The organism is Deinococcus alpinitundrae, from assembly GCF_009982895.1.
Lineage (GTDB): Bacteria > Deinococcota > Deinococci > Deinococcales > Deinococcaceae > Deinococcus > Deinococcus alpinitundrae.
Map to the genome: position 1 here is coordinate 1 of NZ_WXZL01000039.1, position 25,304 is coordinate 25,304.

A 25,304-nucleotide genomic window follows, 5' to 3' on the forward strand; every position below is an offset into this window, starting at 1 on the left:
GCAGCGGAAATTTCCGCTGCGGGGCATCCTCCGGGGTCAACGCCAGGTACGGCAGTAAGAAGTGGTACGTCTCGTCATCGACATCACTCGGGTACGCACAGCGATCCATCGCTCCAGTTTGCCAGCGGCAAAATCATCCCGCCAAACTTCGATCCCGTCTCAACTAGCCTCTAGATGCAGCGCACGGGCGTACTCGTTGTCGCATGGTGCCGTAACTCTCGCCAATAAGAAATTTAGGACTGAGCCAGCGCCCTGCCCGGGTGGTCCACAAACGGATGAAATCACCGACCGATTCAATGTCCTTTTTGAAGCCGTGAAAATCGCTGGGATTCTCTCCCTCTATGACGCGAGAATATCCGGTACTCACCGGATCGATGAACACAAGGTCAGTGTGGGTGAGCATCGTAAATGCGTTGTCCGTGAGACGGTAAGGCGGCCCGGTGAGGTGCCCGGCGTCGCCCATGACCACCCGTCGCGGTCCCAGCAGGCCCAGGTGTAGCCACAACGAAGGACTTCCAGGTCCGCCATTGTAAGCAAAGGTCACCGGCCGCTCCTGCGGTTTTTGATCATCCAGGGCGTAAGCCACGAAGAAGATCCGCGCACGCTTCGAGTGGCCATCGAATTCACCTTCCTTGTTGTGCTTCTCCTCGGCCAGCACCATGGTTCCAGCAGTGGCGGTGTAGTGCAGGGTCTGGCCGCCCACCATGACGCTGTGACGGGTGACGCTGACTTCATCGCGGGGCTTTTCCTCCGGCTTTTCGGTGCGCTTTAACTCAACTTCCAAAACGGGTTTATCAGGATGTTCACTCATTCGGCGGAGCTCCTTCTTGATCGGATGCCAGTGCGCCGCACCCGTGAGGTTTCAGAGGGTTATTCGGCCACCGTCTCGTTGACCTCCAGGCGGGCGAAGGTGTCGCTGAACAGCTCGCTGTGCAGGTCAGCTTCGTAGACGCTCACGCCGCCACATCCCGCGCCCGCATGGATTTTATAGCCACGCTGCGCGCCGCCCGTGAGGAGAGGTGTCTCTCTTCCGAGGCCGTCGCACGAACGTCTGGGCTGCATCCACAAACCATCCGCAAGGCTGAATCTGGCTCTACCACCCGTGTGACCGTCGAAAGCCTGCGCGCATGGGCCAAAGCACTCGACGACGAGCTGGTCATACTGCCGACCGAATCCGGCGAGGAGATGCAGATGAAGCCCGTCGCGCCGGCGGCCCAGGTGGTATCGTGAGCGCTCGCCTTGGGATAGGGTGCCTCGCCCAGTATGGACGGTCAGCATGGTGACACAAGCGATCAGGATGGCCACAGTTTCTGGGCGCATCGGCTTGCCGGTGACGGCGCATGAGATGAAGACGCTGAGCATGGTGTAGATGCCGCTCGCCGCCGGTATCAGGACATACAGGCCGCCGCAGGTTCCTGGGATTAACGAACGCAGAAACAATCCCTGGAGCGTCTCAGCCGGTAGTGACATACAGTTTGTCCCCGCCGCTTCGATGAACTGGCCCTATCGGGCGGCGTCAAAGGCTTCGGTGGCGGCGGTGACGGCGGTAGCTAGGGCGGTCTTCAAGGTGTCGTTCATGACCGTGCTGTAGCTTGTGTGCCCAGGGTGCGGGTGTGTCGTTCCTGTGTGCTTCACGTCTCTCCCAGATAACAAAAAACACCTCCGAAGGGGCACACGGCCTTGAGGCGAATCAGTTGAGCTGAGGTGCCTGATTGGCGATGTTAGAGATGACATCCAGGATCTCGCTGGCCATATCCACGTGATACAGCTCGTTTCCTGGTTGCGCTTCAATCTTTGGCTGTACCGGAAGTGAGTGAACGGCTCAGTGAGCCAATTGGCGACAGAATGAACCAGAACAGTAGCGTCACAGCGCTGGATAACCAGTACAGATGCAGGCCGCAGGCCACGCCCACACTGGCACTCGCCAGCAAACTGGCCGCTGTTGTCAACCCCTGAGTTGAGCCTTTGGCCGACGAGAAGATGACGCCCCCACCCAGAAAGCTCACCCCACCGACGACGGCGCTCAGAATGCCAATCAAGTCGAATCGCACCTGCGAAGCGGTGCCAGCATATTCCTTGACCATCGCTTCACCCAGCACCATGAACAGCGCCGCACTCACGCCCACCAACATGTGGGTGCGTAGCCCCGCGCTTTTTTGCTTGTTTTCGCGCTCCCAGCCCAGCACACCGCTGAGTACGAAGGCGAGCAACGGACCAAGCATCAATTCGAGTTCGTCTACGACACCAAGCATTGACCCAGCATACGTGACAGTCGGTCAGAGTCGACCCTTCAGGACGATTGTGCCGCTTAGCTCGCGTGCCCGGCACTTTGGTGCAGCGTTCCTGTGGCTCAGCAAAAACGCCTCCGAAGGGGCGTCCGGAAGCGCAGCAGTTCAGTGGATCTTGGGTGCGCGGTTGGCAATATTGGCGATGGTATTCGAGCACCTCCAGCGCGACCGAGACGTTGTCGCGGGTGCACAGCGAGGTACGGGGCAACCGGCGGGCCTGATTGAGTCGCTGCTGGGCGTGCTCGTGGTTGCGGACGGCCCGGATCAGCAGGTCCGGCGTGAAGTCCGCGCTCCACTTGCGGAGAGCAGGGTCGCCCTGGGCGTGGAGAGCTGTACGGACAACGGGTCGCACAGGTCTTCCGGGAGGGCATCCGACTGCACCGGGACGTGACGAAGGGCGTGTGTACACGGGAAACGTACGCGCAGCAGGGTGAGGAACTCACCCTGCGCCTGGATGCCCTGCTGAACCGGGCGCCACTGAAGTCGAAAGCGAACGAGCGACTCCGGCTGGGCCTCCTCAAGCAGCACATCCTGGATCGGTTGTGGCGGTTCCTGAAAGACCCGGACATTCCACCGACGAACAACGCAGCGGAACGGAGCCTGCGGACCGTGGTGATGGCGAGGAAAGTCTCGCAGTGCAGCAAAAACGCAGTCGGCGCGCAGATGTACATGCGGATCAAGTCCACGGTGGAGACCGCGCGCTTGAGCGGTCATGATCCCATTGCAATCCTGACTAGCCTCATGCGCTAATCACAGACCTCCAGGCTACCCCTGTCCTCCGTCTGCCGCGGGCTAAGTTAAGGCAACACAACCCTCCGCCGAACCCATGTAGGCAATACAAGCAATATGACTCGCCGGGCCGTTGTCACGGCATACGGTACAGTTCCATCAAATCAATCAGCCGGGTTTGTTCTGGAGCAGCGTTCTTAAATTCTTCGCGGAAGCCATTCTTACTGAACACCAACCATTGACGTACTGGAGTCGACCCCAGTAACTTCCTGGCATTGGTGTGCAACTGATGGAGCGTGCGCGTTCCTTGCGGCTGGGTCGTCCACTTGCACTCTCCAAGTAGCCAACTGAGCTGCTGGCCATGGCCAAGGCGACAGGCCACGTCGATTTCTGCGTCCTGGTCACCACTTCCCTGTAAAATCTGCCCGACCTCGCTGTGTTCTCCATCCCAGAATTCGTTCATGTATAGGGTCGTCCAGTAGCGGCAGATGTTTTCGAAGGTTTCTGGGGCGGCATTCTTGTCCTCGTTGATTCCCGGAGCCACCAACCTTTCCCAAGCGCCTTCGCCTCCACGTATCTTTAGAGCACTGAGGTGAGGTAAGGCATATCGGTACCAGCTGGCGATGAACGGGTCAGCGAGGGTATAGCGCAGGTTACGGGTCGCAGGAGTGGCATTCGCTGAGCGCATAGAACGTACCAAGCCCAATTCTTCGAGGCGACCCAGGTACTTCTGTAAGCTGCTGGCGTGGATGCCCGCAGCGCTAATGATTTCGCCCGCTTTGGTGTTGCCTCTTGAGATGGCCATGAGGATAGACGCATAGATGCGTGGTTCACTCAGTTCAGCACTCAGCAGGCGGTTGGTCTCTTCGTGCAGGGGGCCATCTGGGTTCAGGACGAGCCGCTCGTAGTTCTCGCCGATACTCAGGTCCTCCTGAAGTTGACTTAGGTATCGGGGCATCCCGCCAAAGACTGTGCGGGCTTGGACCAGGTGTTCGGGGCTCCAGGCCGGCGTGAATTGGGCGCTCTCCAGGTGATCGAGAGGCTGCAGAACCAGGTTGAGTTCGCTGCGGCCATGCAGTGGTGAGCTGTGTTCCAGTAGGGCTTCCATTTGGCTGATGGAACTGCCACACAAGATCAACTTCAGCGGCTGGTCGAGTACTTCAATTCGCCCCAGTACTTCTTGCAACACCGATTCGAGGGAAGGGTCACTTCGGCTCAGGTAAGGAAATTCATCAATGACCACAGAGAGGCGGCCGAGCTCGGTGGCAGCTTGACCGAGCGCGAGGATCATCGAACGCCAATTTTGCGCGTGTAGAATGTCACTGGCGGTGCCTGGCTGTAGTATGGGTGTGAGTGTTCCTGCCATATCATCATGGAAGCGTGCGTAGTTGCTTTCTGGAGTTAACTGGGCGGCCTGATGGTAGGCACTCCTGCCTGCTTCGAGACTATGCAGGAGGAGGGTGCTTTTGCCCACGCGTCGCCTGCCACGCACAGTCGCCAGATGGGTGCGTTCAGATGCGTAGAACGTATGCAACGCACCGAGTTGACGCTGACGACCGATAAAGCGAATGGGCATACTTTGAAGTATCATACCCAAGCGTATGATACTTCAAAGTATCATACGCGTCTGTAGATACGACGCTTTGAGAAGAGCCTCTTGATGAGGCTGCGCAGAACCTGACCTGAATTTAGCTTTATACCCTCAAAAAAAAGTATGGCCCAGACTTATGGTGGTGTAACCGGAGGTTACACCACTGGATCGCTTAATGAATAGAACTTCGGCTACGTACTACGCGACACCTACTGATGGTATAAAAATACAAAATATACGCATCTAAATTCACTCGCTACCTATTCTTCTAGCCCACGCGCGTATGTCTTCGGTAACCTTCGGTTACCGAAGACATACGAACGAAGTATGTAAAACACATCACATTTTAAATAATTTCCCAATATATAGCTCGATAAGCCAAAGAAGCAGTCCCAGACACTATTTTTGAACCTAAAAGTACTCATAAAAAGCCGAAGTGTCGCATCAACATTCTCCTACGAGCAGAAGAATACATTTTAAGGACAGCCGTTGGACTGGGATCTCCTGAATAAATTTCCACCCACCGACGAGTATCACACAACGTCCTTCCCCCACCAGCGGGTAGGGAGCCAATCCAGGCCAACTGGGGAAACGCAATGACCTGGTGATGACGCCCGTGCGGACCCGGTATGGTCGTGTTGCCTTAACTTGGCCCGCAGCAGACGGAGGGCAGGAGTGGCCTGAGGTTCAGGCCACTCCTGCCCCGACGATTGACCACGTCTGAAAGACTCGTTTCTGATTGCTTCTCCTTGTGGCGGCGGACACGCTGGTTCGGGATTGATGGTGCGTTTCTGGCGCAGCACTCACCTGTTAGGTTAGTTACAAGAGGTTGATGTCATTGACTTGAGGCGCCCGTCTGTGGTGTAGTCCTTCGTTACCAAAGCCTAGCCTCCCGTACCCCCTTGACTTGACTAGCTCAACACAGTATTTACGAATGAACTTGAATATTGCGTCAATCGCCAAGCGGCACACCCGCTTCCTCAAACGTCCGCATCTCACGTAGGGTGGCCGCCGCTGCTAGCAGTAAGGGTGCAGCCAGCACGCCTCCCGTGCCTTCACCCAAGCGCAGCCCAAGCTGAAACATCGGCTTGAGGTTGAGAGCGGCGAGTTGTGCCGCGTGACCCTGTTCGGCGCACTCGCCTGCCGGGAACAGAAAGTCGCGCAGGGCCGGGGCCAGGGCCACGCCCACCAACGCGGCGCTGCCCTCCACGAAACCGTCCAGAATAACTGCACGGCGACACGCGGCGGCCTGAAGCATCATGCCCAGCATGGCGGCGATCTCGTACCCTCCGAATTCGCCCAGCACGCTCAAAGGTTGAGTGGTGGTGGTGCGCGCCAGTGCTTGCCGCACAGCCAGTACCTTGCGGGCCAGCACCGCGTCGTCCACACCTGTGCCGCGTCCTGTCACCTCTGCAGCGTCCACCTTCAGGAGTCGGGCGGTCAGGGCGGCGGCAGGCGTGGTGTTTCCAATGCCCATCTCACCAGGAATGATCAGGTCTGCGCCGTCTTCGATGGCACGGCGGGCCAGCGCGGCTCCAGCCAGAATGAGCTCTTCCGTCTCGTTCTGGGTCATGGCCGCTTCAAGGCGCAGGTCGCGGGTGCCGCGCCGCACCGATACCCGCACGAGGGCCGGATGGTCTGGCAGTTCAGCGTTTACACCGGCGTCCATCACGTAGACGCGCGCCCCGACTGTGCGGGCGATGGCATTGACGGCGGCCCCTCCCGGCCCGGCGGGTGTGGACGCCAGGAAGTTTGCCACCATCGCAGGTGTCACTTCGGGCGGATAGGCGCTCACACCGCTGGCCGCCACGCCATGATCCCCAGCCGCCACCAGCACGGCCACGCCGCGCGGATGGGGCTTCTCGTTGCCAAAGACGCCCGCCAGCCGCACACCAAGATCTTCTAGATCGCCCAGTGCCCCGACGGGCTTGGTCAACTGGTTCTGGCGCGCACGGGCGCGAGACATGGCGGCGGCATCGGCAAGCTGGATAGACGCGATCAGGGCAGTCAGCTCAGGGTGCATGGAACTCCTTGGATTGTTTTGAGTTGCAGCGGCAAACCGCTGACCAGCACAACCGCCTCGTCACTCGCGGCAGCGCAGCGTTGATTGACCCAGCCCAGGACGTCTCGGTACCGGCGGGCCAGCGCGTTGTCGGGCACGATGCCCAGACCCACCTCGTTGGACACCAGCACGATCAGGCCGGAGTGGGCGCGGGCCACGCTCAGCAGTTCATCGGCTGCTGCCAGTATGGCCTGATCGGTCCAGTCCAAGAGCAGCATGTTGCTGACCCAGAGGCTCAGGCAGTCCAGCAAAAGGGTGGGCGTGGAGGCAGACTGCAAAGCCCGCTGCACGTCCATCGGTTCCTCTACCGTCGTCCACTGTGCCGGGCGGTCGGCCCGGTGACGCCTGATGCGCTCGGTCATCTCGGCGTCAAAGGGCTGCGCAGTAGCGAGGTAAGTCACGGCCTCGCCGGACGCGATAGCGCGGGCTTCAGCGAACGAACTCTTGCCGCTCCGTGCGCCGCCAGTCACGTACAAGATCACAGCAGCCCCCGCACGAAATCCCAGTTCAGCCCGGCTCGCACGCGAACGGCAATGGCGTCCAGACGGGCGTCCAGGCTCTCCAGCGCTTCGGGCTGCGTCAGCCCGGCCCAGTCCAGAAACCGCTCCAGGTAAGCCGGATTCTCCAGCAGGCCGTGCAAGTAGGTGCCGCGCACGTTGCCCGCCCGCCACAGCAGCTCCGGTGCAAGTTCCTGCACCCCCGGCCCGGTACGCGTCTGTCCGTGGTGAATCTCGTACCCGCTCAGATGTAGGCCCGTTTCGGCGTCGGTGCAGGTCGTCAGGCGGGTGGTCTTGTCGACGGCGAACGTGGTGGCAAGGTCGAGCAGGCCCAGGCCAGGCACTTCTTCTCTGCCCCCCTCAATCCCATGGGGGTCGCTGAGGGTCCGGCCCAGCATTTGCAAACCGCCACAGATGCCCAGCACCGGCACGCCCGCCTGGGCCGCCCGCGACACGGCTGCCGCTAATCCGCAGGCCCGCAGCCAGCCCAGATCAGCAGCGCTGCTCTTGCTGCCGGGAAGAATAGTGGCCCGTGCGCCCTCCAGTTCGGCGGGTGTGGTGACCCAGCGGGCCAACGTGCCCAGCGGCGCGAACTCGTCGAGGTTGGATACACGCGGTAGCCGGGCGATAGCCACGAAGCCGTTCCCGCCGCTGGCGTGCGTTTTTTCAGCCCAGAACCCGTCCTCCTCTGGCAGCGGAATGTCCAGCATCGGCACCACGCCCACCGTCGGCACGCCGGTCTGTTCCTCTAGCCATTCGGGTGCGGGTGAGAGCAGCCCTGCGTCGCCCCGGAAACGGTTGAGAATGAAGCCCTTCAGGAGCAGCCGCTCCACTGGCGTCAGGCAATGCCAGGTGCCCAGCAGGTGTGCGAAAGCCCCGCCCCGGTCGATGTCGGCGGCCAACAGCACGGCGGCCCCGGCTTCTCGGGCCACCCGCATGTTCACGATGTCGCTGCCGCGCAGGTTGATTTCGGCAGGGCTGCCCGCGCCCTCAATGACCACCACGTCGTAGTCCGCCATCAAACTGTGTAGGGCAGTCTGGACATGCGGCCAGAGGTGTGGTTTGCGCTCCCGCCAGCCCAGCGTGGTGAGTTCAGGACTGGCGCGGCCCAGGAGCACCACCTGCGAGCGGGTGTCGGCCTCCGGCTTGAGCAGCACCGGATTCATCCGCACGTCAGGCACCACCCGTGCCGCCTGCGCCTGCACCAGCTGAGCGCGGCCCATTTCCAGACCAGCGGGCGTGACCCCAGCGTTGTTGCTCATGTTCTGCGCCTTGAAGGGAGCCACCCGCACGCCCTCGTTGGCCAGGATGCGGCATAGCGCCGCCGTCAGATAGCTCTTGCCCGCACTGCTGGTGCAGCCCTGAATCATGATGGCCCTAGCCATGAATATCCTCCAGCACGACTCCGAGAGCCTGGATAAGCCGCGCGTTCTCCTGAGACGTGCGGGTGGACACGCGAATACGGTCTGGCAAACCGTAGCTGGCGCAGTCGCGCACCCGGAAGCCAAGTTTCAGCACCTTCGCCGCCACTGTTGCTGCATTGTCCACTTGCAGCGTCAGGTAGGGCGTGCCGTGATGCTCGACCGGGCCGAGAGGATGCAGGGCAGTGACCAAGGCGCTGGCTGCCTCCCCCACACGCGGTAGCGTTTCACGCAAGAAATCCCCGGCTTCCGGCAAGGCCCCCAACACCGCCGCTGTTCCCGCCGGGACATGCCAGGCAGGAGCGAGGTTGTCGAGCCGGGCCACAACCTCCGGCGCAGCCAGAGCATAGGCCGGGCGTGCGCCAACCAGTCCATGGGCCTTCCCGGGAGAGAGGAGGCGGATCACGGCGGCAGTGTGCGGGAGGCTGGATGTGAGAAGAAAAGGCGCATAAGCCTCGTCCACGATCAACACCGAATGAACAGATTGACAGGCGATGGCGAGAACTTCCAACTCCATGTTCGAAAATCGGTGTCCGGTGGGATTGTGTGGGTGGCCAACATAGACCAGCGCCGCTCCAGCCTGGACTTCATCGAGAACAGTTGCAGCTGTGGTCAAGCGCACGTTGGCCCGTTGCAACGCAGCGGCGCGGGCCAGCTCTCCAAATGGGGCGTGAACGCTGAGCAGCACGCCATCAGACGGCAAAAAGGCACGCACAATGCGGTGCAGCAGATCAGATGCGCCCACCGCCAATGCCACCTCGGTAGAAGAAACGCCGTGCCAGTTGGCCAACCGTTGCCGCACCGCGCGGTACATGGGGTCTGGATAATGGGCGTGATCGGCCTCCCGCAGCACCCGGAGCAGCGCCGGATTGGGGCCATAAGGATTGGCATTGACGCTGAAATCCAGTCCTGTAAAGGCTTCAGTGGCTGGCCCCCCGTGGTGGATAGGGGGCAGCAGGGGCGGCAGCTCAGGCATGGGTTTCCCAAGGCAGCAGCAAAAACAGCGTTGCCAGCGCAAAGGTGCGCTGGGCCAGGTTCAGGGCGTGGAGCAGGTCCGCCGTTTCTGCTTCGCGCCCTCCGGCATTCAGGACGTACAAGCCGCGTTTGTCCAGCCGGAGGCCCAGAGCGCCAGCAAAGGCGCTCATGGGGTGTCCAGCATTGGGGCTAGCCGTGCTGCGTCCGGTCCCGGGCCCATACGCCCACGCCGCGCCCACCCGCGGCCAGCAAGGTACACAGGGCAGTGAGTCGGGCCGGGGCCAGATTCAAGACGTCGTCGGCGTGGGCGGCCAGCTTTCCGGCATGTTCCAGTTGAGGGGTGCGGTAGCCCCACATCGCATCAGCAGTGTTGGCGTAGCGGTAGAGCGCAGCACCCGGCAACCCGCCCACCCGGAACCACAGGAGCGGCGCAACCACACTGTCTGACAGGTTCTCCGCCAGACTTTCAATGGCTGCGCCCGCCACCTCTGAGGCCGTCAACTCGGATGTTTCGCGGCTCACCAGATGCCACGCCAGCCGCCGGCGCGCTTCCGGCAGATCATCCGTAGCCAGCGCCATGTGCACCTCGCGGACCGCTGCGAACAGCGCATGCCGCGCCAGCAACGGCTTGAGCAGGATGCCCTGCGTGAGCCAGCCGCCGGGCAAGTGCCGTGCCAGTGCGCCCGCCGCCGCCGAAGTGCCCGCGCCCAGCGCCCACCACGTCCCTCCCTCACGGCGTTGCTCAGAGGGCGTGTCAGTCCACCAGCGTTTCCGGGCGAACTTGAGATAATTCCCCATCCACACCACCGGGTGCAGCGGTATTGGAGGTTCGCCCAGTCCGTCCAGGGCGAGGGCCAACAGCACCGAACACACCGGGCCGCAATTCATCTTCAGTACTCGATGCCCGTCTGGGCCCCGATGCCTGCCGCATAAGCATGCTTGACGGGATTGATCTCGCTGACGGTATCGGCCAGGTCCACCAGTTCGGGCAGGGCGTCGCGTCCAGTGATGACAATGTGCATGTTCGGATCACGGACTTTGAAGACCGCCTCCACCTCCGGCCAGGCCACCCAGCCGTACTTCAAGGGATAGGTGAACTCGTCCAGCACAATCAGGTCGTCTTCACCGGCTTCAATGGCCGCACGCGCCAGTGCCCAGCCGTGCGCAGCCATGTCGGCCGAGTTATCCAGATCTCGCGAACGCCACGTAAAGCCGTCACCCAAACCCTCATAAGGGAGACCCAGGGCGTCCAGTGTACGGTGTTCGCCAAATTTGGCGTTCTCGTGCTTCAAGAACTGGAACATCCGCGTCCGCAGCCCACGCCCATGCGCCCGCATCATCAGCCCCAGCGCGGCGGTGGTCTTGCCCTTGCCTTTTCCAGTGTTGACGATCAGCAGCCCGCGCCGCCCCTTGCTGATGCCCTCGGCCTTTTTGTAGTTATCGCGGTTTTCTTGTAGCTCGCGCATGGCGGCTTTGCGGCGGGTGGCGGTGGCGTCTTCCGTCATTTAAGCGCCTCTGGATGGATGTATTTGATCAGCGCACGCAGGGCAGCAGGAAGGCGCGGGCCAGGGCGGGAGAGGGCGTCGTCTTCTTCGGGGGTAGGCTTGAATATCCTGCCACCCTGCACAGCTCTCAGCTCTGCCCAGCCGGAACGCTTGGCGGCGTCCGCCGTGAGCCCCACCATCACCTGCGGGTTGGCCTTGACGATCAGTTCGGGGGACAGCTTGGGGAAATCGCCCAGCACGGCAGGAACGATGGTTTCTCCACCCGCCCGTTTGATCAGCGCGCCGATAAAGGAGTTGGGGCCGACGCTGTACGGCGTGGGGTCGATCTCGTAATAGGTGCTGACTTTGGGCAGCCGCGCCACGCTGGCCTGAAGGGTGTTCAGTTCGGCCCTCATCCTGGTGATCAAATTCAGCGACCCCGCCTCGTGATTGGTCATCTTGCCCAGCACGGCGATCTTCTCGAAGACCTCGTTGTAGGTCTGCGCGGTGCCGCCGTAGACGGTTAAGCCCGCCGCCGCCAGTTTCTCGGTCAGGCGTGAACCTGAGGACTCGTCGGCCAGCACCAGATCGGGCTTGAGAGCGACAATGGCTTCCAGATTAGGTTGGTAGCCGCTGCCGACCTTGGGCAACATGTCGGTCATGGCTTTGGGATAGTTACTGTACACGTCAACGGCGACGAGCTGATTCCCCGCACCGATGGCGATCAGCGTCTCGGTGTGGCTGGGCAACATGGCGATGATCCGCCTCGGCTCGCTCTTGAGAGTGACCTGGCGTCCCAGATCATCCGTCACAGTGAGCGGGTAAGAGGTGGCGGCAGCGTTGGACAGCAGGGCAAGGGTGGACAGAACAAAAAACGGGCGCATGAAGAACTCCGGCTTGCGTAACTTCGGCAGCGGAAGCGGGCAACGCAGAAAAGAAAAAGCCCGCTCCAGCCGGGGGCCAGAGCGGGAACACACGCGGGCAAGCCACGTGGGAACGGAGCACTCAGAATGCAGCCCTCTGACGACGAGAGGTGCTGACCCTGCACGGTTGATCCACGCGGGTCAGCGTCCCTGAGAGGCATTCGGGCTTCGCCGCATTGAGCGGCATACCGTTGCGCGACAGCGCCGGAATCTCACCGGACTTCCCCTTCTTCAGGTACCTGCAGCCTAGCAGACGTGAGGATCGTAAACACCACGCCGCTCTCAGGCGGCCCTTAACCGTGTGGCAGGCGAAGTTCGCGCAGCCACCATTGGCCCTGGGCCCGTTTGAGCACCACCACCCCACCCAGCGCAACTTCAGCGGCCCGCAGCCCCACGCACAGGCGCAACGCGGCCAGCAGGGGTCCGGCATGCGTGAAAGCGACCACTTCGCCTTCACCTGGAAGCGCAGCCAGCCAGTTTTGAATCCGAGCATGGAACTGTCGTCCCGTCTCACCCTCAGGAGGTCCAGTCTCGCCCTCAGGGTGCCCCAGCGCCTCGATCCACTCGCGGGGCCGCGCTCCAAAACGGGCTTCCAGCTCTGCCCAGGTGTGCCCGGCCATCAGGCCGAAATCCGCCTCGGTAAGAGCTGCAACGGTGAACGTGTGCGGGAATCCGGCCAGCTTGGCGGTCTCCCGCGCGCGCAGCTTGGGAGAAGTGTAGGCTGCGGCTTGGAGGGGCAGTCTCAACCTGCCCGCCACCTCGCGGCCTTCCGGCGACAGCGGCGCGTCCTCTTCCAGAAGGGGGTAGCGGCGCTCGGCATTCGGCAGGGTTGGTGCGTGACGGACCAGATACAGCGTCAAGGTCACCCTCTGCCCCAGGCGTAGACACACAGTGCGGCCAGTTCGGCCGCGACCACGATCATCCCGTAGATGTCCCCGCTGAGGCCGCCGCCCAGCCGCCGGGCGCCGAACGCAGCCACCAGAAAACAAGCTGCCAGCGCCGTTAGCCACGCGGTCCATGCTCCTGGCAGCAGCAGTGTAGGCGCGGCGAGCAGCAAGGCCGCTGCCCAGCGGCCCTCACGGGCGCGGGCGCCCAGCGATTCCGGGCGGGCTGCCGGATACCGGTTCATGGGCAAAAGGAGAAGCGTGCGGGCCGACACGGCAGCGACGAGCGGCGCGTACCACGGCAGCGGTGCGGCCAGCAGACTCCATAGCGTGAGCAGCGCCATCACGCCCACTGCCAATCCAAAGGCGCCCACATGCACGTCTCTCAAGATCTCCAGGCGCTGGGCCGGACTTTTCATGGCAAACAGGGCATCGGCGCTGTCCACCAGCCCGTCAAAGTGCAACATACCGGTCGTCGCCAGCCATATCCCCACCGCCAGGGCGGCCACCACACCGCTGGGCAGAGGCAGATCCATCCACAGGAGCAAGGAAACCAGTCCGCCCACCACGTAGCCGGCCAGCGGATAGTAGGCGCTAGCCCGCGCAAAATCGCCGTCCTTGACGTCATAGAAGTGTGGCAGCGGCAGAACGGTCAAGAAGGTCAAGGCCAGATGGGCGGCGCGCAGTTGAGACGACAGAAGATGCCGGCTTATACCGCGCACTGTCTCGTCCCTTGCAAGAAAAAGAGGAACCACATCGTACTAAAGGTACCGTTTCCAGTTCTGACCGATGCCTATCAGCAGGGTTCTGGCAAATTGTTGCTGGCCGGCGCGGTATCGGTCACGTTACCTACCCCGTAGGCGGTCCACTTGTCTTCCCGGCTGTTCAGACGGTGCTGCGTGGCCGCTGCCCGGTTCCGCTGCGAAGATGGCGCGGGCCGCTCTTCCCAGATTTATCCTGCCAGCGCAGGGGGGCGTTATTCGGGTTCTGGGCTGCTCGCGGGATTCATATCCCGTGAGCGCTCACAGTTCGCTTGGACGTGATTCGGCAAAGGACTAGCCACTCGTGAGTCGGTTCTGACAAGTTAAACGCGATAGGCTAAGCGCCTGTGACTGACCGCAAGCCTTAGCAACACCGGTTTCCTCTGAGCATCATCCAGTACGCTCTCTGGCTCTATCACCGATTCTCCTTGAGCCAACGTGATGTCCAGGAGCTTCTCCAGGGGTTGTGTTGCCAACCGGATCGGGGGAGGGTGACCGTCCGTGATCGACGCCAAACCTTACCGCCACCGCTTTCCGATGGCTACCATCCAGCACACCCAGAAAGCTGTATCACCGCTTCTCACCAACAACTTGCCAGAGCCTTTCCCACCTTGTTCTACAGCGCTTCCCTGGAGACTGCATGACGACTCGACTTCCGACGTTCACGAAAATGCCGTATGGCGGCGACTGGAACCCGGAGCAGTGGGAGCGGCCCGTCTGGGATGAGGACGTCTCCCTGTTCGAGCAGGCTGGCATCGACCTGCTTAGCGTGAACATCTTCGCCTGGACCACCCTGCAACCCGGCGAGGACACCTACGACTTCACGCGCCTGGATGACGTGCTCGGGCTACTGGAGTCGCATGGAATGCGCGCCTGCCTGGGGACGGGTACGGCCGCCGTTCCCGCGTGGATGGCGACCAGATTCCCGGACGTGATGCGAGTGGACGAGCAGGGCCGTCTGCACCGCTTCGGGGGACGGCACAACGCTTGCCCGAACAGCCCGACGTACCGGCGATTTGCGCCGGCTCTGGCCGGGAAGCTCGCACGGCGGTACGGGGGTCGGGACGTAGTGGCGCTGTGGCACGTGTCGAACGAGTTCGGCGGCGCGTGTTACTGCCCGCGCTGCGAGGCGGCCTTCCGCTTGTGGTTGCGTGAACGGTACAGCACCCTGGATGCCCTGAACCATGCCTGGAACGCCGCGTTCTGGAGCCAGACCATCACTGCGTGGGAGGAGATCGTCGCGCCGAATGAGCTGAATGTACAGCGCGGCCAGCGCACGACCGCTCTGCAGGGCCTGACCCTGGACTACCAGCGCTTTATGTCCGACGCTCTTCTGGGCGCGTACCGGCTGGAAGCAGACGCCATCCGCGCGGAGATTCCGACCGCAGCCGTCACCACGAACCTGATGGGCACGTACCGCCCGCTGGACTACCGTGCGTGGGCGCCGTATCTGGATGTGGTTGCGTGGGATTCCTACCCGAGTCCCTCTGACGCGCCAGCCACCACCGCGCTGCGGCACACCCTGATGCGGAGCCTGAAAGCGGGCCAGCCGTTCATGCTGATGGAACAGACGCCCAGCCAGCAAAACTGGCAGGCCTACAACGCCCTGAAACGGCCCGGCGTGATGCGGCTGCAGTCATGGCAGGCAGTGGCACATGGTGCGGACGCAGTGATGTTCTTCCAGATGCGCCGTTCACCAGGCGCGTGCGAAAAATTCCACGGCGCGGTCATCGAACACCACGGCCGCACCGACACCCGCGTTTTCCGCGAGGTCGCGCAGCTCGGCGCGGAACTCAGAAGAATCGGGAACGTGACGCTGGGTTCGCGCGTGCCGGCGCGGGTAGCCGTGTGGTTCGACTGGCCCGCGTGGTGGGCAGTGGAGAACTCCAGCGGACCCACAGCGGCGCTGGAGTACCTGAACGAGGTCACGGCCCTCTACACGGCGTTTCATGCGCAGGGCTACGCCGTGGATCTGGTTGGTCCGGATGATGACCTGGGCCGGTACAAAGTGATGGCGTCCACGCTGCTGTACCTGCTCCCAGTGGGCGCGGCCGAGAAGATCACGGCGTTCGTGGAGGGAGGCGGCATCTTCTTGGGCGGGCTAATGACGGGTGTGGCCGACGAATCTGACCGAGTCTTTCCTGGCGGTCCACCGGGGCCACTGCGGGAGCTGCTGGGCGTGTGGGTCGAGGAGGTCGATGCGCTGCCGCCCGGCCACGCCAACGAGGTGATCTTGCAGGGAAAGCTGGACGGAACCTTCGCGTGTACGCTGCTCTTCGAGCAGTTGCGCGTCGAGGATGCTGAGTTGTTGGGCACCTACGGGCAGGACTTCTATGCAGGGTCGCCGGTGCTCACACGCCGCTGGGCAGGGAAGGGGCAGGCGTGGAAGCTCGGCACCAGCCTGGACGCGGCAGGTCTGCGGGTGCTGGTCCGGTTCCTCTGTGACGAGGCGGGCGTACAACCGCTGGTGCCGGACCTCCCAGACGGCCTGGAGGTCACGCGCCGCGAGGGTGACGGCGGGTGCTTCCTGTTCCTGCTGAACCATACGGCGCAGAAGTGTCAGGTAACCGTGCCGGGTTTAAGCGGGACCGACCTGCTCAGCGGCGAACCCATAGATCAGACAGTCATGCTGCCACCACGCGGCGTACGGTTGGTGCATGAGGATCAGTTGGAGAAGGAGCCTGAAAGATACTGATGGCGGCGAGCTGATCCTACTGAAAATCAAGCCTGTATCCTCAGCCAGCGACGGTGAGGTGTTACAAGCAACAGCAGGTGGGATTGAGTAGCGTCGAACCGCCTTTCCGCGTAAGCCCGAGTAGCGCCCCCCGGGGAAGCCTCCTGATGGGGAGGGGGGCTGGGCCGCGCCCCCTTGACCCCTTGTTCGTACCATCAGGATATGAGCGCCTTTGACCACCACCACGAAGACCTGCCTGATCCCAACGTGCTGGTGGTTGTGGCAAGTTGTTGTTTCCTCAGCATCCGAAGAGCCTCAGCATCGCAGGTGGCCTGAGGTTCAGGCCACCTGCCGCACCACTTCGCCCCATAGCGTGAACGCCTGTTGCTGGTGGTGACGACGGTGATGAGCTGGAACGGTGCAGCGGGCTGGGTGGTGCAGATTCGTGATGCGGGCGTGCAAGTCGAGAAATCCCTGGGCGCGTCGTCGTGATCTGAATCCGCGTTGCTGGCGCTCTTGTCGTCGGGTGGGACGGTGAGATTGCTCCACGGGATGATTACAACGGGCCGTCGAGACCACCTGGACGTGCTCCACGCTGTGGAGCACGGGAAGCTCACGAAGGGCCGCACCATAACTCCAGAGCTTGTCAGTGTGGACGGTCTCTGGGATGTCGTGCTCACCCAGGAGGCGGACGAAGAAGGACTTGGCCGCCTCCGTATCGCGGTGCCGCTGAAGAACAACGTCCAGCACGATGCCATGTTCATCGATCGCCCGCCACAACCAGTGGGTGATGCCGCCCACGTCCACATGCATTTCGTCGAGATACCATCGGGAACCCCGTCGGGGTTCCCGATGGCGCAGCCCCTGGGCGAGTAGGTCGCTGAACTTGATGCACCAGGTGCGAATGGACTCGCGAGTCACGCAGATTCCTCGTTCCAGCAGAAGTTCTTCAACATCTCGGTCGCTCAGCGTGAATCGGTGATACAGCCACACCGCGTACCCAATGACCGCAAGGGGGAATCGGTAGCCGGGGAGTTTCTGATTGCTCAGCACCACATCACCCTACCTCAACAACTTGCCACAATCCTTCTGGAATCAGGAGGACGCCAAAACAATTCCCTCCCCGTTCACGAGGTCTCCCATGCTGCTCAAGCGACTGCAAGCCGGTGACCCAGAACAAGCCGCCGCCCTGCGTGGAGCATGTGATCCGTCGCCTGAAGATGTTCCGCATCCTCAAGGAAGTCTATCGGCACCGCCGGCGACGATTTTCACTCCGCGTCCACCTCATCGCGGCCCTCTGCAATCTCACCTGCAACACGCAGGCTGACTTTTGCAGGAGGTCTATTGATGGACTGTTTCTGGCTGCCCATACGTGAAGCTCTCCGACACGGCCAACCAAACTGTAAGGAGGCTGGCAGATCTGCACACCTACATTGGGTTCACCCATGGTCCACCCAGCAGCCGACCTTGAGCCAGGAGACCCCACCGTAGAGGCTTCCCGTCTGCGGGCCGCACTAAAACGGCGGCAAGCCCGTTTCCGCTCCCTGATCGTCAATAGCTGGGACCTCATCACTGTGCTGGACGCCGCTGGGGTCATCCTCTACGACAGCCCATCGCTGCAGTCTATTCTGGGGTACCTAGAGACGGAGCGGCTGGGGCGCAACCTGACCGCTTTCCTGCATCCGGAAGATCTCTGGGCGTTTCAGTGCGGCTTACAGGCCCTGGAAACAGAACCCGGCCAGCCCTGGCAGGCGGTCTGCCGGGTGCGGCGCGCCGACGGAGCGTGGTGCTGGCTCGAAGCGGTCTGGATCAACAAGCTCGGTGACGGAAACCTGCGTGGCATCGTCGTGAATGCACGGGACGTAACCGAGCATAAGCAACTGGAAGCTGAACTCGCCGAGGAACGCCATCTCTTTCGCAGCCTGCTGGCCGCCATCCCCGACGGCGTGTACTTCAAGGACACCGAGTCGCGTTTCACCCATGTCAGCCTTGGCCTGGCCCATTTTCTGGGCATCGAGCGGCCCGAGGACCTGCAGGGAAAAACCGATTTCGACTTCATGCCCCGTGAACTTGCATTGGCGCTCCGCGAAGACGAGCAACGCATTATGACGACCAGGGAAGCACAGATTGGTCAGATAGACCGCGTGAAGCGCGGTGACGGCCGCGGCCGCTGGATTTCCAGCTCGAAAGTGCCCCTCGTGAACCCTCAGGGCGAGGTCACTGGGATTATCGGCATCTCGCGGGATGTTCACCGCATCAAGCAGGCCGAACAGGCGCTCTCGAAGGAACGTGACTTCACCAATGCGGTGTTGGAAGTGGTGGGTAGCCTTGTGATCGTGCTTGACCGTCACGGAGTCATCTTGCGTTTCAACCGGGCCTGCGAGGAACTGACTGGTTACAGCGCTCAGGAGGTGTTGGGGCAGACCTTCCGGTCGCTGTTTTTGCTGCCCGAGGAGCAGGAAATTGTCGGCGCGACCTTCAATCTTCTGGCGTCCGGCGACTTTCCGAACAGCTTGGAGAACCACTGGCTGACCCGCAGCGGCGAAAAACGCCTGATCGCCTGGAAGAACACCGCGCTGGAAGACGAGTGCGGCAAGGTGGAGTTCATCATTGCGACGGGTCAAGACGTTACCGAGCAGCGCCAGGCCACTGAGGTGCTGGCCTATCAGGCGCACCATGACGCCCTGACCGGACTGCCCAACCGCAGCCTGTTTCTCGACCGACTCGAACGGGCCCTCGCCGCTGCCCGGCGTCACGGCGACAAGCTGGCCGTGGCCTTCGTGGACCTCGACCGCTTCAAGCTGGTGAACGACACGCTGGGACACGCGGCAGGAGACGAGCTGCTGCGCGCAGTGGCCCAGCGGCTGCGCGGCTGCCTGCGCGAGGTGGACACGGTATCGAGGATGGGAGGTGACGAGTTTCTCCTGCTTCTGCCAGGGGTGAGGAGCATCAGCGAAGCTTCGCGTGTGGCCCGCAAGGTCATCTCATCGCTGGCTCCTGCCTTCGAGGTCGTGGGACGTGAACTGTTCGTGACGGCCAGCGTCGGCCTGAGCCTCTACCCCCTGGACGCACCCGATGCCCAGAACCTGCTGAGCCACGCCGATCAAGCGATGTATCAAGCCAAGGAGGCGGGCAAGAACGCCTTTCGGGTGTTCAGCACTGAGCAACCGGATGACCTACAAGAGCGCTTCGCGTTGGAAGGAGAGTTGCGTCAGGCGGTGCAGCGTTCGGAACTCGAACTGCATTACCAGCCGCTGATCGAAATCAGCAGTGGGAGGGTGCGGGGTGTGGAGGCGCTGCTCCGCTGGCATCACCCTCGGCTCGGACTGGTGTCGCCCGCCACGTTTATTCCCATCGCTGAGGAAAGCGGCCTGATCGTCAGCCCGGTTGGGGAATGGGTGCTGACCGAGGCGTGCCGTCAGAACGCGGCGTGGCAGCGGGCGGGTCTGGCCCCCTTCCAGGTGAGCGTGAATGTCTCTGCCCTGCAATTTGACCGCGAGGATTTCGTCGAGATGGTGGCCGCGGCCCTCGATTCCAACGGGCTGGAGGGGCGCTGGCTGGAATTAGAACTTACCGAAACGCTGGTGATGCGCCGGGTGTCGGAATCGGCACGGCAACTGGCCCGCCTGCGGGCACTAGGTGTGAGCATCGCCATTGACGACTTTGGCACCGGCCACTCATCTCTGGCGTACCTGCAACAGCTTCCGATCGACACCCTCAAGATCGACCGTTCCTTTGTCCTGGGGCTGGACGCCTCGCTGGTCGGAGGCACCCATCCGCTGATTCAGGCGGTGATCGCCATGGGCCACGCCTTGGGATTGGCGGTGGTGGCCGAGGGGGTGGAAACCGAGGTGCAACTGCAGTGGTTAGGCCAGGAAGGCTGCGATTTGGCCCAGGGTTTTCTGCTCGCGCGTCCCCAGTCCGCTGGGAGCCTGAAAGCGTTCCTAGCCTCCGCCCCCACCTTCACCTCCCCGAGAGGGTAGTTCGCCGCTCAAATGCTGTGCACTCGATCTTCAGGGCGCGTTCTAAGTGTGCGTAGTTCACCCGTTTAGCGGCTCCAAGCACTTCTGCAGGAGGTCTAATCAAAAGGCTCCGCTCCAGCGATCAGAACCAGCACCTACACCCAACGTGGACGGCCAGCAGATCCAACGCCCCGTTTGGCCGACACCAAGCCCGCTGGCGCGCCCGCTCAGTGCCGCGACGGCAGCGACAGCTTCAGCACCCATAGACGCGGCACCTGCTCCCACCACGGCGGCGTGGCAAGCTGATACTGAGCATGACCCCATGACCCTCCGAGCTGCCACCTACACCCGCAGCTCTACCGTCGAGCAAGCCGACACCAACCACTCGCTCGAAGCCCAGGCGAGTGCCCTGGAGGCCCACGCCACCGCGCAGGGCTGGGACGTCACCTACCGCTTCGCTAACCCCGGCTTCAGCGGCACCGTGATGGAGCGCCCCGGCCTGAGTGCCCTGCTGAGCGCCGTGCGCGAGAAGCAGCTCGACGTCGTGCTGGTCTACCGACTTGACCGCCTTTTAGATCAATCGCAGTTCCAGCGCCAGCAGTACGGCCCGAGTCCGGTCACGGGCACCGAGTTTAATCAGGATGCTCGACAGGTAATTTTTGACTGTTCCCTCTTTCAAGCCGGTCAGATCAGCCAGTTCCCGATTTGAGTAGCCGCCCACCATCAACTGCAACAATTCACGTTCACGCTCGGTGAGGTCACTGGGGACAGGCATCGCTGCCTCACCGCTGCGGAGTGGGTGTACCTGGCTCAGTGCCCGGATGACGGTCCCCCCACGCGCCACCTCCCGCACATCCGTGAGCAACTGGGCAAAGGTGACGTCTTTCAGGATGAAGCCCCGAGCTCCGGCCCGCAGGCTCTGCCACAGTGCCACATCGTCGTTAAACGTCGTCAACATCAGGGTCGGGGGAAGTCTGTCCTCAGCCTTCAGAGCGCTCAGCACACCGATGCCGTCCAGTGTCGGCATTCGCACATCGAGCAGCAGAACGTCAAGGGGCGTGTGACGGATGAGCTCGAGCGCCTCTCCACCGTCCCCAGCCTCCAGCACCACTGCCACATCTGGTGCGTAATCCAGCAACCGGCACAGTCCTTCACGGACGAGTGTCTGATCATCAACGAGTCCTACTCGGAGGGGAGCGGCGTTCATGCTGGGACCCCGTCCCAGGGCAAGTTTCCATCGAGATGCAGACCCCCACCCCGTTGCCGCACTTCAAGCCGGCCACCGGCGATTTCGAAGCGCTCCTGGAGTCCGCTCAGTCCATGGCCAAGCCGAAACATCGTCAGACAGCGTCCATCGTCGTGTGCACGGACGAGAATTTTCCCCGGCTCGCACCTCACGCTCAGCCAGAGGTTTCGGGCATGGGCGTGGCGCAGAGTATTGGTCAGGCTCTCCTGCAAGAAGCGCACGAGCATGGGCTCTACAGCAGCCGCCTCTGCCGGCAGACTGACTGGAAGATCAAGGTGAAGCCGCAGGTGAGGTACGCTGCGCTGAAGATTCCCCGCAAAGTCCAGCAACCCAGGCTGCTGGTCTCGCAACGCATCCACAGTGCCCCGGACATCGTGCATCAACCGCCGCTGCGCCGCCTGAGCCCGAAGCACCGCTTCTAATGCCTGTTCACCACCAGGTGGGCGCACTGTGCTGGGCTGCAGAGCCAGACCGGCCAGTTCTAGATCCAGCCCCAGGACCGTCAGGTGGTGGCCGAGCATATCGTGCAGGTCACGAGCGATGCGCATACGTTCGGCCTCTCTTGACGTTCGCTCGAGGAGAGCGCGTGTCATCTGCAGCTGGGCATTGGCCTCTGCCAAGTCTCGACGAGCCAATCGCTCGCTGGTGGTGAACCGGATGAGCACCGCCAGTACAACCTGCACCACCGACCACAGCAAAACATTGAAGAGCGTGACGTGAGCACCGAAGTACGGGGCCTGAGTTATCGGAATCCAAGCCACTTGCAAGCCGATCACACCGAGCACCCAGGGCCAACTTAGAACGCTCGGCAGGACGCAAGCAGAAAGCACGAATAACAGGTTCTGGTTGGTCGTACCTGGCAACAGTGCGAACACGATCAGCGTTGTGGTGATCAGTGACACTGTCCAAGCTCGTCTCCGGGGTCGTGACCGACGTAAGTCGGTGGCCTGCCAATAGCTGAGCAATAACAGGCCCAAGCACAGGCCCCAACTGAGTAACTGCGGCGGCGGCAATTGCAACGGGTTGGCTTGGTTGGGAGCTGAACTGAGCACCACCGTCGAGATCACCATCATGAGGAGCGCCACCCCACCCCACCGCAGCACCAGCACATCTGTGTTCACAAGCTCCTAGCTTACGCCCAGATGATCAGTTCACCACAGTGCTACAAGTCATACGCAGTGGTGTGACTTCTGGCACCTGGATTCCTCCGGTCGCTCCAGTACATTGCAGGCGCTCCAATATTCATCCAGCCTTCACACCGACCCAGCTGCGAACATTCTTCAGCATGGTCTTCCTTGGGCTCAAGGAGGTTGGCGCTTACCCGTACTGCTGCACCGACCGCTTCCAGATGCCCAGGATCTGGCTCTAACCACTCCATTCTTCGAAGAGGTGCTCATGCTCAAGTTGTACAGATTGCTTCCCGTTTCTCTTCTGACCCTGGTCCTTGCGGCCTGTGGTCAACAAACGCCCGCTCCAGCGGCCGTCGCTGCACAGCGACTTCTGCCCTGTGAGCAGACCCTCTCGCTTAGGCCAGCGTCAGATCCCTGTAATCAGGATCCCGAGCCACCCAATCCACCCAATCCCAACAGGCCGGAAAGTAGCGCAACGCTGGCAGCCGGCGCAGTTGTCTTAGACGATGCTGTCGTTTCGTACGATTATGACAGCGGCACACTGATTTTGAATCAAACAGCAGTAACGGCTAGTTACGTCGTGGGCAACACAGTGATTGGTGGGATCGTCCTCCCAGGTGCTGAAGCTGGCGTGCCACCGCGACACATCACCAGTATTGGCGTTGATGCCAGTGGACGGTATGTCATGACAACGTCGGAAGCAGCGTTGACAGATGTGGTGTCGGATGCCAGCCTCGACTACACCCGCCAGCTGACGGCCGCCGATATCAACCATGTTGAATATCTGGATGACAGTCCGGCTTCGTTGAGCCGCCAAGGCCTGCTGAAAAAGCTGGATGTCAGTACCTGCACTGCCCCTGGACTCAGCATCCTTAATCTGGGCTACGAGAAAACCTTCGAAAACAATTCCAAGCTATCGGGATGCATCGACACCGCCATCGGCGTCAACCTACATTTGCGTATTAGAAACTGGAAAGTAGAGTCTTTCGAAGCGTCTACAAAACTATCTGAGCAAATCAAAGTAAAGCTCGAAGCAGACGCCACGTCTGGCGAACTCAAGCTGGCTAAAAAGTGGGACTTGGCGAAATACTACATGAACCCCTTCTACGTACCACTGGGTCCCATTCCGCTCATCGTCACCCCCTACATCACCGTGAGTGCTGGAATCGACGGCTCAATTTCTGGCAAAGTGAGCTACACGGCGCAGCAAGACGCCAGTTACCGAGGCGGTATTGCATACGAAAACGGGAGCACCAAGATAATCAATACTCCTTTTGGAAATACCACGCTACCCAATCCGTTGACGAGTGTCTCTAAGGATATTAAATTTACGGCAAAAGCATATCTACAAGCCAAGCCGGGCATAGGATTTTTCACGACAGTCGGCTTTGGGCACGCTGATGGCGGAGTGTACGGCATCATTCGGGGCTACGCTAAAGTGGACGTGGATCCTCTGCGCCGCCCGCTCTGGCAGATCACTGCTGGACCTCAGTTTTGCGGTGGATTTGATGTGCATATGGAAATCCTGTTTGGCCTTTTTGACAACAACTGGAAAAAAGAGCAATGCGGGGGAGAAATTCGCCTCTACGAAGCGCACTCGCCCGATGCGGGGCCAACAGTTCCCGGTTCTTTAAATACCTGGCAGAAAGTGGAACTTAAGTTCACCTTGGGCCAGGGACAGATTGAAGTGTATGCCTTCCTGGATCCGAACAATCCATACAACGGTACTCTTGTGAAGAGAATGGACTCAGCAGGTACGGTCGACATTTCTCCCTACATCAGTCCTACTGGTACTACGTTTTCAGTCGTCGGCGTATCTAGGCGAACAAGCGGCATCTTCGGTTCATATAGCCACAATTTAGGCATGAAAGTATTCGCTGATGGCGTAGAAATCTGGCATCCGAATGACGCCGACTGCTCATACTGTAGTTCTAGAGAGGAATACAATTTCTTGGTCGAGAATAATACAGGCGTATTGAGTCCAAATAAGTCTCCTTGATTTTAACTCTAAGATTCGAAACAGATCGCACGTTTATGATCTCCTATCTACCGGCAGTTCTCACTAATTAAAATACGAAACTTATCCATGCCCGCCTGAATTAGGCGGGCAAGTGCATGAACTTCCTTTCATTCTGCATGGATACAGACAAGCCATTCAGGCTCATTTAACGATCTTTTTTTGGTTTCGGTACCTGACAGTAGATCTCCTGCAAAAGTGCCCGTCTATGCTGTGAACGAGCGCCTGGAACGCACGCTGAAGATGAACCGCACATGCTTCAAACGACGCACCGGGATCTACCCAGAAACGTTTTATGCGATGGAGAGCATCCTCGTTGAACGGGCAGACAACAAAACGAAGTCTGGGCGACCCGCAGTCCTTATTGATGAACAGCGCGGGTTCACCTTGCTGCCCCTTCATTAGCCCGGCCCGGTGGTACCTGGTGAGCGTCTAGCATCTGGACAGCGCCGTCTACGTCATGAATGAACACGGTAGGCCTGAGCTTAATCATGCAGGCTCAGCAGCTGACACGTGCCTCGCGAGTTCAGCAATGACGTGGCGGTGGTTGGGATGATCGCCGATCTGTCCTGTCATGACTACCACGAGGTCAAGCGTGGGAAACACAGCGATGTATTGCCCACCGTACCCGGTGGCATACCAGCCAGGTGTTTCATCCGG

At 61.1% G+C, this 25,304-nt stretch carries 23 protein-coding genes, 3 pseudogenes and 1 riboswitch; of the genes and pseudogenes, 9 read left to right on the plus strand and 17 right to left on the minus strand.

Annotated features, from left to right (window positions below):
- Nucleotides 1–109 (minus strand): annotated as a pseudogene (locus tag GUI70_RS20470) (IS5/IS1182 family transposase); the annotation flags it as partial.
- 54 nt (nucleotides 110–163) lie between these two features.
- Complete coding sequence (locus GUI70_RS20475) at nucleotides 164–811, minus strand: S10 family serine carboxypeptidase-like protein (RefSeq protein WP_161884151.1); 648 nt, start codon at nucleotides 809–811, stop codon at nucleotides 164–166.
- Between the two features lie 167 nt (nucleotides 812–978).
- On the opposite strand from GUI70_RS20475, the gene GUI70_RS25285 reads away from it, so the two are divergent.
- Nucleotides 979–1,230 (plus strand): helix-turn-helix domain-containing protein, encoded by a 252-nt coding sequence (locus GUI70_RS25285; protein ID WP_161884152.1) that lies wholly within the window; start codon nucleotides 979–981, stop codon nucleotides 1,228–1,230.
- Between the two features lie 557 nt (nucleotides 1,231–1,787).
- Here the strand turns inward: GUI70_RS25285 and GUI70_RS20485 are convergent.
- Complete coding sequence (locus GUI70_RS20485; RefSeq protein ID WP_161884153.1) at nucleotides 1,788–2,252, minus strand: MgtC/SapB family protein; 465 nt, start codon at nucleotides 2,250–2,252, stop codon at nucleotides 1,788–1,790.
- A 423-nt stretch (nucleotides 2,253–2,675) separates the two neighbouring features.
- Between GUI70_RS20485 and GUI70_RS20490 the strand changes: the two genes are divergently transcribed.
- Entirely contained in the window at nucleotides 2,676–3,038 is a 363-nt protein-coding gene (locus GUI70_RS20490; protein WP_237725080.1) for an IS66 family transposase, read from the plus strand.
- 115 nt (nucleotides 3,039–3,153) lie between these two features.
- Here GUI70_RS20490 and GUI70_RS20495 read toward each other — a convergent pair whose 3' ends face one another.
- The 11 genes from GUI70_RS20495 to GUI70_RS20540 all read right to left on the minus strand — a co-directional run bounded on the left by GUI70_RS20495 (nucleotide 3,154) and on the right by GUI70_RS20540 (nucleotide 13,567).
- The gene (locus GUI70_RS20495) at nucleotides 3,154–4,593 is read right to left on the minus strand and encodes an ATP-binding protein (protein WP_161884154.1); all 1,440 of its coding nucleotides are present in this window, start codon (nucleotides 4,591–4,593) and stop codon (nucleotides 3,154–3,156) included.
- A 967-nt stretch (nucleotides 4,594–5,560) separates the two neighbouring features.
- Nucleotides 5,561–6,631, minus strand: coding sequence for a nicotinate-nucleotide--dimethylbenzimidazole phosphoribosyltransferase (gene cobT, locus GUI70_RS20500; protein WP_161884155.1), 1,071 nt, complete (start codon nucleotides 6,629–6,631; stop codon nucleotides 5,561–5,563).
- Nucleotides 6,616–7,152, minus strand: a complete 537-nt coding sequence (gene cobU, locus GUI70_RS20505) for a bifunctional adenosylcobinamide kinase/adenosylcobinamide-phosphate guanylyltransferase (RefSeq protein ID WP_161884156.1) — start codon at nucleotides 7,150–7,152, stop codon at nucleotides 6,616–6,618. Before cobU ends, cobT begins: the two co-directional genes overlap by 16 nt.
- Nucleotides 7,149–8,552, minus strand: coding sequence for a cobyric acid synthase (locus tag GUI70_RS20510; RefSeq protein WP_237725081.1), 1,404 nt, complete (start codon nucleotides 8,550–8,552; stop codon nucleotides 7,149–7,151). Before GUI70_RS20510 ends, cobU begins: the two co-directional genes overlap by 4 nt.
- Nucleotides 8,545–9,564 carry a pyridoxal phosphate-dependent aminotransferase gene (locus GUI70_RS20515; protein WP_161884157.1) on the minus strand — a complete coding sequence of 340 codons (1,020 nt, stop codon included), beginning with the start codon at nucleotides 9,562–9,564 and terminating at the stop codon, nucleotides 8,545–8,547. Before GUI70_RS20515 ends, GUI70_RS20510 begins: the two co-directional genes overlap by 8 nt.
- The gene (locus GUI70_RS24625; protein WP_237725082.1) at nucleotides 9,557–9,733 is read right to left on the minus strand and encodes a cobalamin biosynthesis protein; all 177 of its coding nucleotides are present in this window, start codon (nucleotides 9,731–9,733) and stop codon (nucleotides 9,557–9,559) included. Before GUI70_RS24625 ends, GUI70_RS20515 begins: the two co-directional genes overlap by 8 nt.
- Nucleotides 9,734–9,752: 19 nt before the next feature.
- Entirely contained in the window at nucleotides 9,753–10,427 is a 675-nt protein-coding gene (locus GUI70_RS20520; protein ID WP_237725083.1) for a CobD/CbiB family cobalamin biosynthesis protein, read from the minus strand.
- Between the two features lie 26 nt (nucleotides 10,428–10,453).
- Nucleotides 10,454–11,068: a cob(I)yrinic acid a,c-diamide adenosyltransferase gene (locus GUI70_RS20525; RefSeq protein WP_161884158.1), complete on the minus strand. Its 615-nt coding sequence runs from the start codon at nucleotides 11,066–11,068 to the stop codon at nucleotides 10,454–10,456.
- Complete coding sequence (locus GUI70_RS20530) at nucleotides 11,065–11,931, minus strand: ABC transporter substrate-binding protein (protein ID WP_161884159.1); 867 nt, start codon at nucleotides 11,929–11,931, stop codon at nucleotides 11,065–11,067. The genes GUI70_RS20525 and GUI70_RS20530 overlap by 4 nt, the downstream gene beginning before the upstream one ends.
- 186 nt (nucleotides 11,932–12,117) lie before the next feature.
- Nucleotides 12,118–12,208, minus strand: a riboswitch (adenosylcobalamin-variant (AdoCbl-variant) riboswitch).
- Nucleotides 12,209–12,263: 55 nt separating this feature from the next.
- Nucleotides 12,264–12,836: a histidine phosphatase family protein gene (locus tag GUI70_RS20535; protein WP_161884160.1), complete on the minus strand. Its 573-nt coding sequence runs from the start codon at nucleotides 12,834–12,836 to the stop codon at nucleotides 12,264–12,266.
- On the minus strand, nucleotides 12,833–13,567 hold the full coding sequence (locus GUI70_RS20540) for an adenosylcobinamide-GDP ribazoletransferase (RefSeq protein WP_237725084.1): 735 nt from the start codon (nucleotides 13,565–13,567) through the stop codon (nucleotides 12,833–12,835). The genes GUI70_RS20535 and GUI70_RS20540 overlap by 4 nt, the downstream gene beginning before the upstream one ends.
- Before the next feature lie 431 nt (nucleotides 13,568–13,998).
- Here GUI70_RS20540 and GUI70_RS20545 point away from each other — a divergent pair.
- Both GUI70_RS20545 and GUI70_RS20550 read left to right on the plus strand, forming a co-directional pair.
- Nucleotides 13,999–14,073, plus strand: a pseudogene (locus tag GUI70_RS20545) (IS6 family transposase); the annotation flags it as partial.
- 182 nt (nucleotides 14,074–14,255) lie between these two features.
- Nucleotides 14,256–16,310, plus strand: coding sequence for a beta-galactosidase (locus tag GUI70_RS20550; RefSeq protein WP_161884161.1), 2,055 nt, complete (start codon nucleotides 14,256–14,258; stop codon nucleotides 16,308–16,310).
- Nucleotides 16,311–16,628: 318 nt separating this feature from the next.
- On the opposite strand, the gene GUI70_RS20555 is transcribed toward GUI70_RS20550, so the two are convergent.
- Entirely contained in the window at nucleotides 16,629–17,339 is a 711-nt protein-coding gene (locus tag GUI70_RS20555; protein ID WP_161884170.1) for an IS6 family transposase, read from the minus strand.
- Nucleotides 17,340–17,455: 116 nt separating this feature from the next.
- Between GUI70_RS20555 and GUI70_RS20560 the strand changes: the two genes are divergently transcribed.
- The 4 genes and pseudogenes from GUI70_RS20560 to GUI70_RS24630 form a co-directional block, all read left to right on the plus strand.
- Nucleotides 17,456–17,665 (plus strand): hypothetical protein, encoded by a 210-nt coding sequence (locus GUI70_RS20560; RefSeq protein WP_438503503.1) that lies wholly within the window; start codon nucleotides 17,456–17,458, stop codon nucleotides 17,663–17,665.
- Between the two features lie 69 nt (nucleotides 17,666–17,734).
- Nucleotides 17,735–20,272 (plus strand): sensor domain-containing protein, encoded by a 2,538-nt coding sequence (locus tag GUI70_RS20565; protein WP_161884162.1) that lies wholly within the window; start codon nucleotides 17,735–17,737, stop codon nucleotides 20,270–20,272.
- 174 nt (nucleotides 20,273–20,446) lie between these two features.
- A complete protein-coding gene (locus GUI70_RS25290; RefSeq protein ID WP_202630539.1) occupies nucleotides 20,447–20,557 on the plus strand; it encodes a DUF3761 domain-containing protein in 111 nt (36 codons plus the stop codon).
- A gap of 16 nt (nucleotides 20,558–20,573) precedes the next feature.
- Nucleotides 20,574–20,813 (plus strand): annotated as a pseudogene (locus GUI70_RS24630) (recombinase family protein); the annotation flags it as partial.
- A 9-nt stretch (nucleotides 20,814–20,822) separates the two neighbouring features.
- Here the strand turns inward: GUI70_RS24630 and GUI70_RS20580 are convergent.
- Nucleotides 20,823–21,458: a response regulator gene (locus GUI70_RS20580; RefSeq protein ID WP_161884164.1), complete on the minus strand. Its 636-nt coding sequence runs from the start codon at nucleotides 21,456–21,458 to the stop codon at nucleotides 20,823–20,825.
- On the minus strand, nucleotides 21,455–22,618 hold the full coding sequence (locus GUI70_RS20585; protein WP_161884165.1) for a sensor histidine kinase: 1,164 nt from the start codon (nucleotides 22,616–22,618) through the stop codon (nucleotides 21,455–21,457). Before GUI70_RS20585 ends, GUI70_RS20580 begins: the two co-directional genes overlap by 4 nt.
- Before the next feature lie 274 nt (nucleotides 22,619–22,892).
- Between GUI70_RS20585 and GUI70_RS20590 the strand changes: the two genes are divergently transcribed.
- The gene (locus GUI70_RS20590; protein ID WP_161884166.1) at nucleotides 22,893–24,626 is read left to right on the plus strand and encodes a hypothetical protein; all 1,734 of its coding nucleotides are present in this window, start codon (nucleotides 22,893–22,895) and stop codon (nucleotides 24,624–24,626) included.
- Nucleotides 24,627–25,304 lie beyond the last annotated feature (678 nt).

What these genes read in the sequence shown, in the direction of transcription:
- GUI70_RS20475 (WP_161884151.1), bottom strand. Translation starts at nt 811, where the DNA reads ATGAGTGAACATCCTGATAAACCCGTTTTGGAAGTTGAGTTAAAGCGC.
- GUI70_RS25285 (WP_161884152.1), top strand. Translation starts at nt 979, where the DNA reads ATGGATTTTATAGCCACGCTGCGCGCCGCCCGTGAGGAGAGGTGTCTC.
- GUI70_RS20485 (WP_161884153.1), bottom strand. Translation starts at nt 2,252, where the DNA reads ATGCTTGGTGTCGTAGACGAACTCGAATTGATGCTTGGTCCGTTGCTC.
- GUI70_RS20495 (WP_161884154.1), bottom strand. Translation starts at nt 4,593, where the DNA reads ATGCCCATTCGCTTTATCGGTCGTCAGCGTCAACTCGGTGCGTTGCAT.
- cobT (WP_161884155.1), bottom strand. Translation starts at nt 6,631, where the DNA reads ATGCACCCTGAGCTGACTGCCCTGATCGCGTCTATCCAGCTTGCCGAT.
- GUI70_RS20510 (WP_237725081.1), bottom strand. Translation starts at nt 8,552, where the DNA reads ATGGCTAGGGCCATCATGATTCAGGGCTGCACCAGCAGTGCGGGCAAG.
- GUI70_RS20515 (WP_161884157.1), bottom strand. Translation starts at nt 9,564, where the DNA reads ATGCCTGAGCTGCCGCCCCTGCTGCCCCCTATCCACCACGGGGGGCCA.
- GUI70_RS24625 (WP_237725082.1), bottom strand. Translation starts at nt 9,733, where the DNA reads ATGAGCGCCTTTGCTGGCGCTCTGGGCCTCCGGCTGGACAAACGCGGC.
- GUI70_RS20525 (WP_161884158.1), bottom strand. Translation starts at nt 11,068, where the DNA reads ATGACGGAAGACGCCACCGCCACCCGCCGCAAAGCCGCCATGCGCGAG.
- GUI70_RS20530 (WP_161884159.1), bottom strand. Translation starts at nt 11,931, where the DNA reads ATGCGCCCGTTTTTTGTTCTGTCCACCCTTGCCCTGCTGTCCAACGCT.
- GUI70_RS20550 (WP_161884161.1), top strand. Translation starts at nt 14,256, where the DNA reads ATGACGACTCGACTTCCGACGTTCACGAAAATGCCGTATGGCGGCGAC.
- GUI70_RS20565 (WP_161884162.1), top strand. Translation starts at nt 17,735, where the DNA reads ATGGTCCACCCAGCAGCCGACCTTGAGCCAGGAGACCCCACCGTAGAG.
- GUI70_RS20580 (WP_161884164.1), bottom strand. Translation starts at nt 21,458, where the DNA reads ATGAACGCCGCTCCCCTCCGAGTAGGACTCGTTGATGATCAGACACTC.
- GUI70_RS20590 (WP_161884166.1), top strand. Translation starts at nt 22,893, where the DNA reads ATGCTCAAGTTGTACAGATTGCTTCCCGTTTCTCTTCTGACCCTGGTC.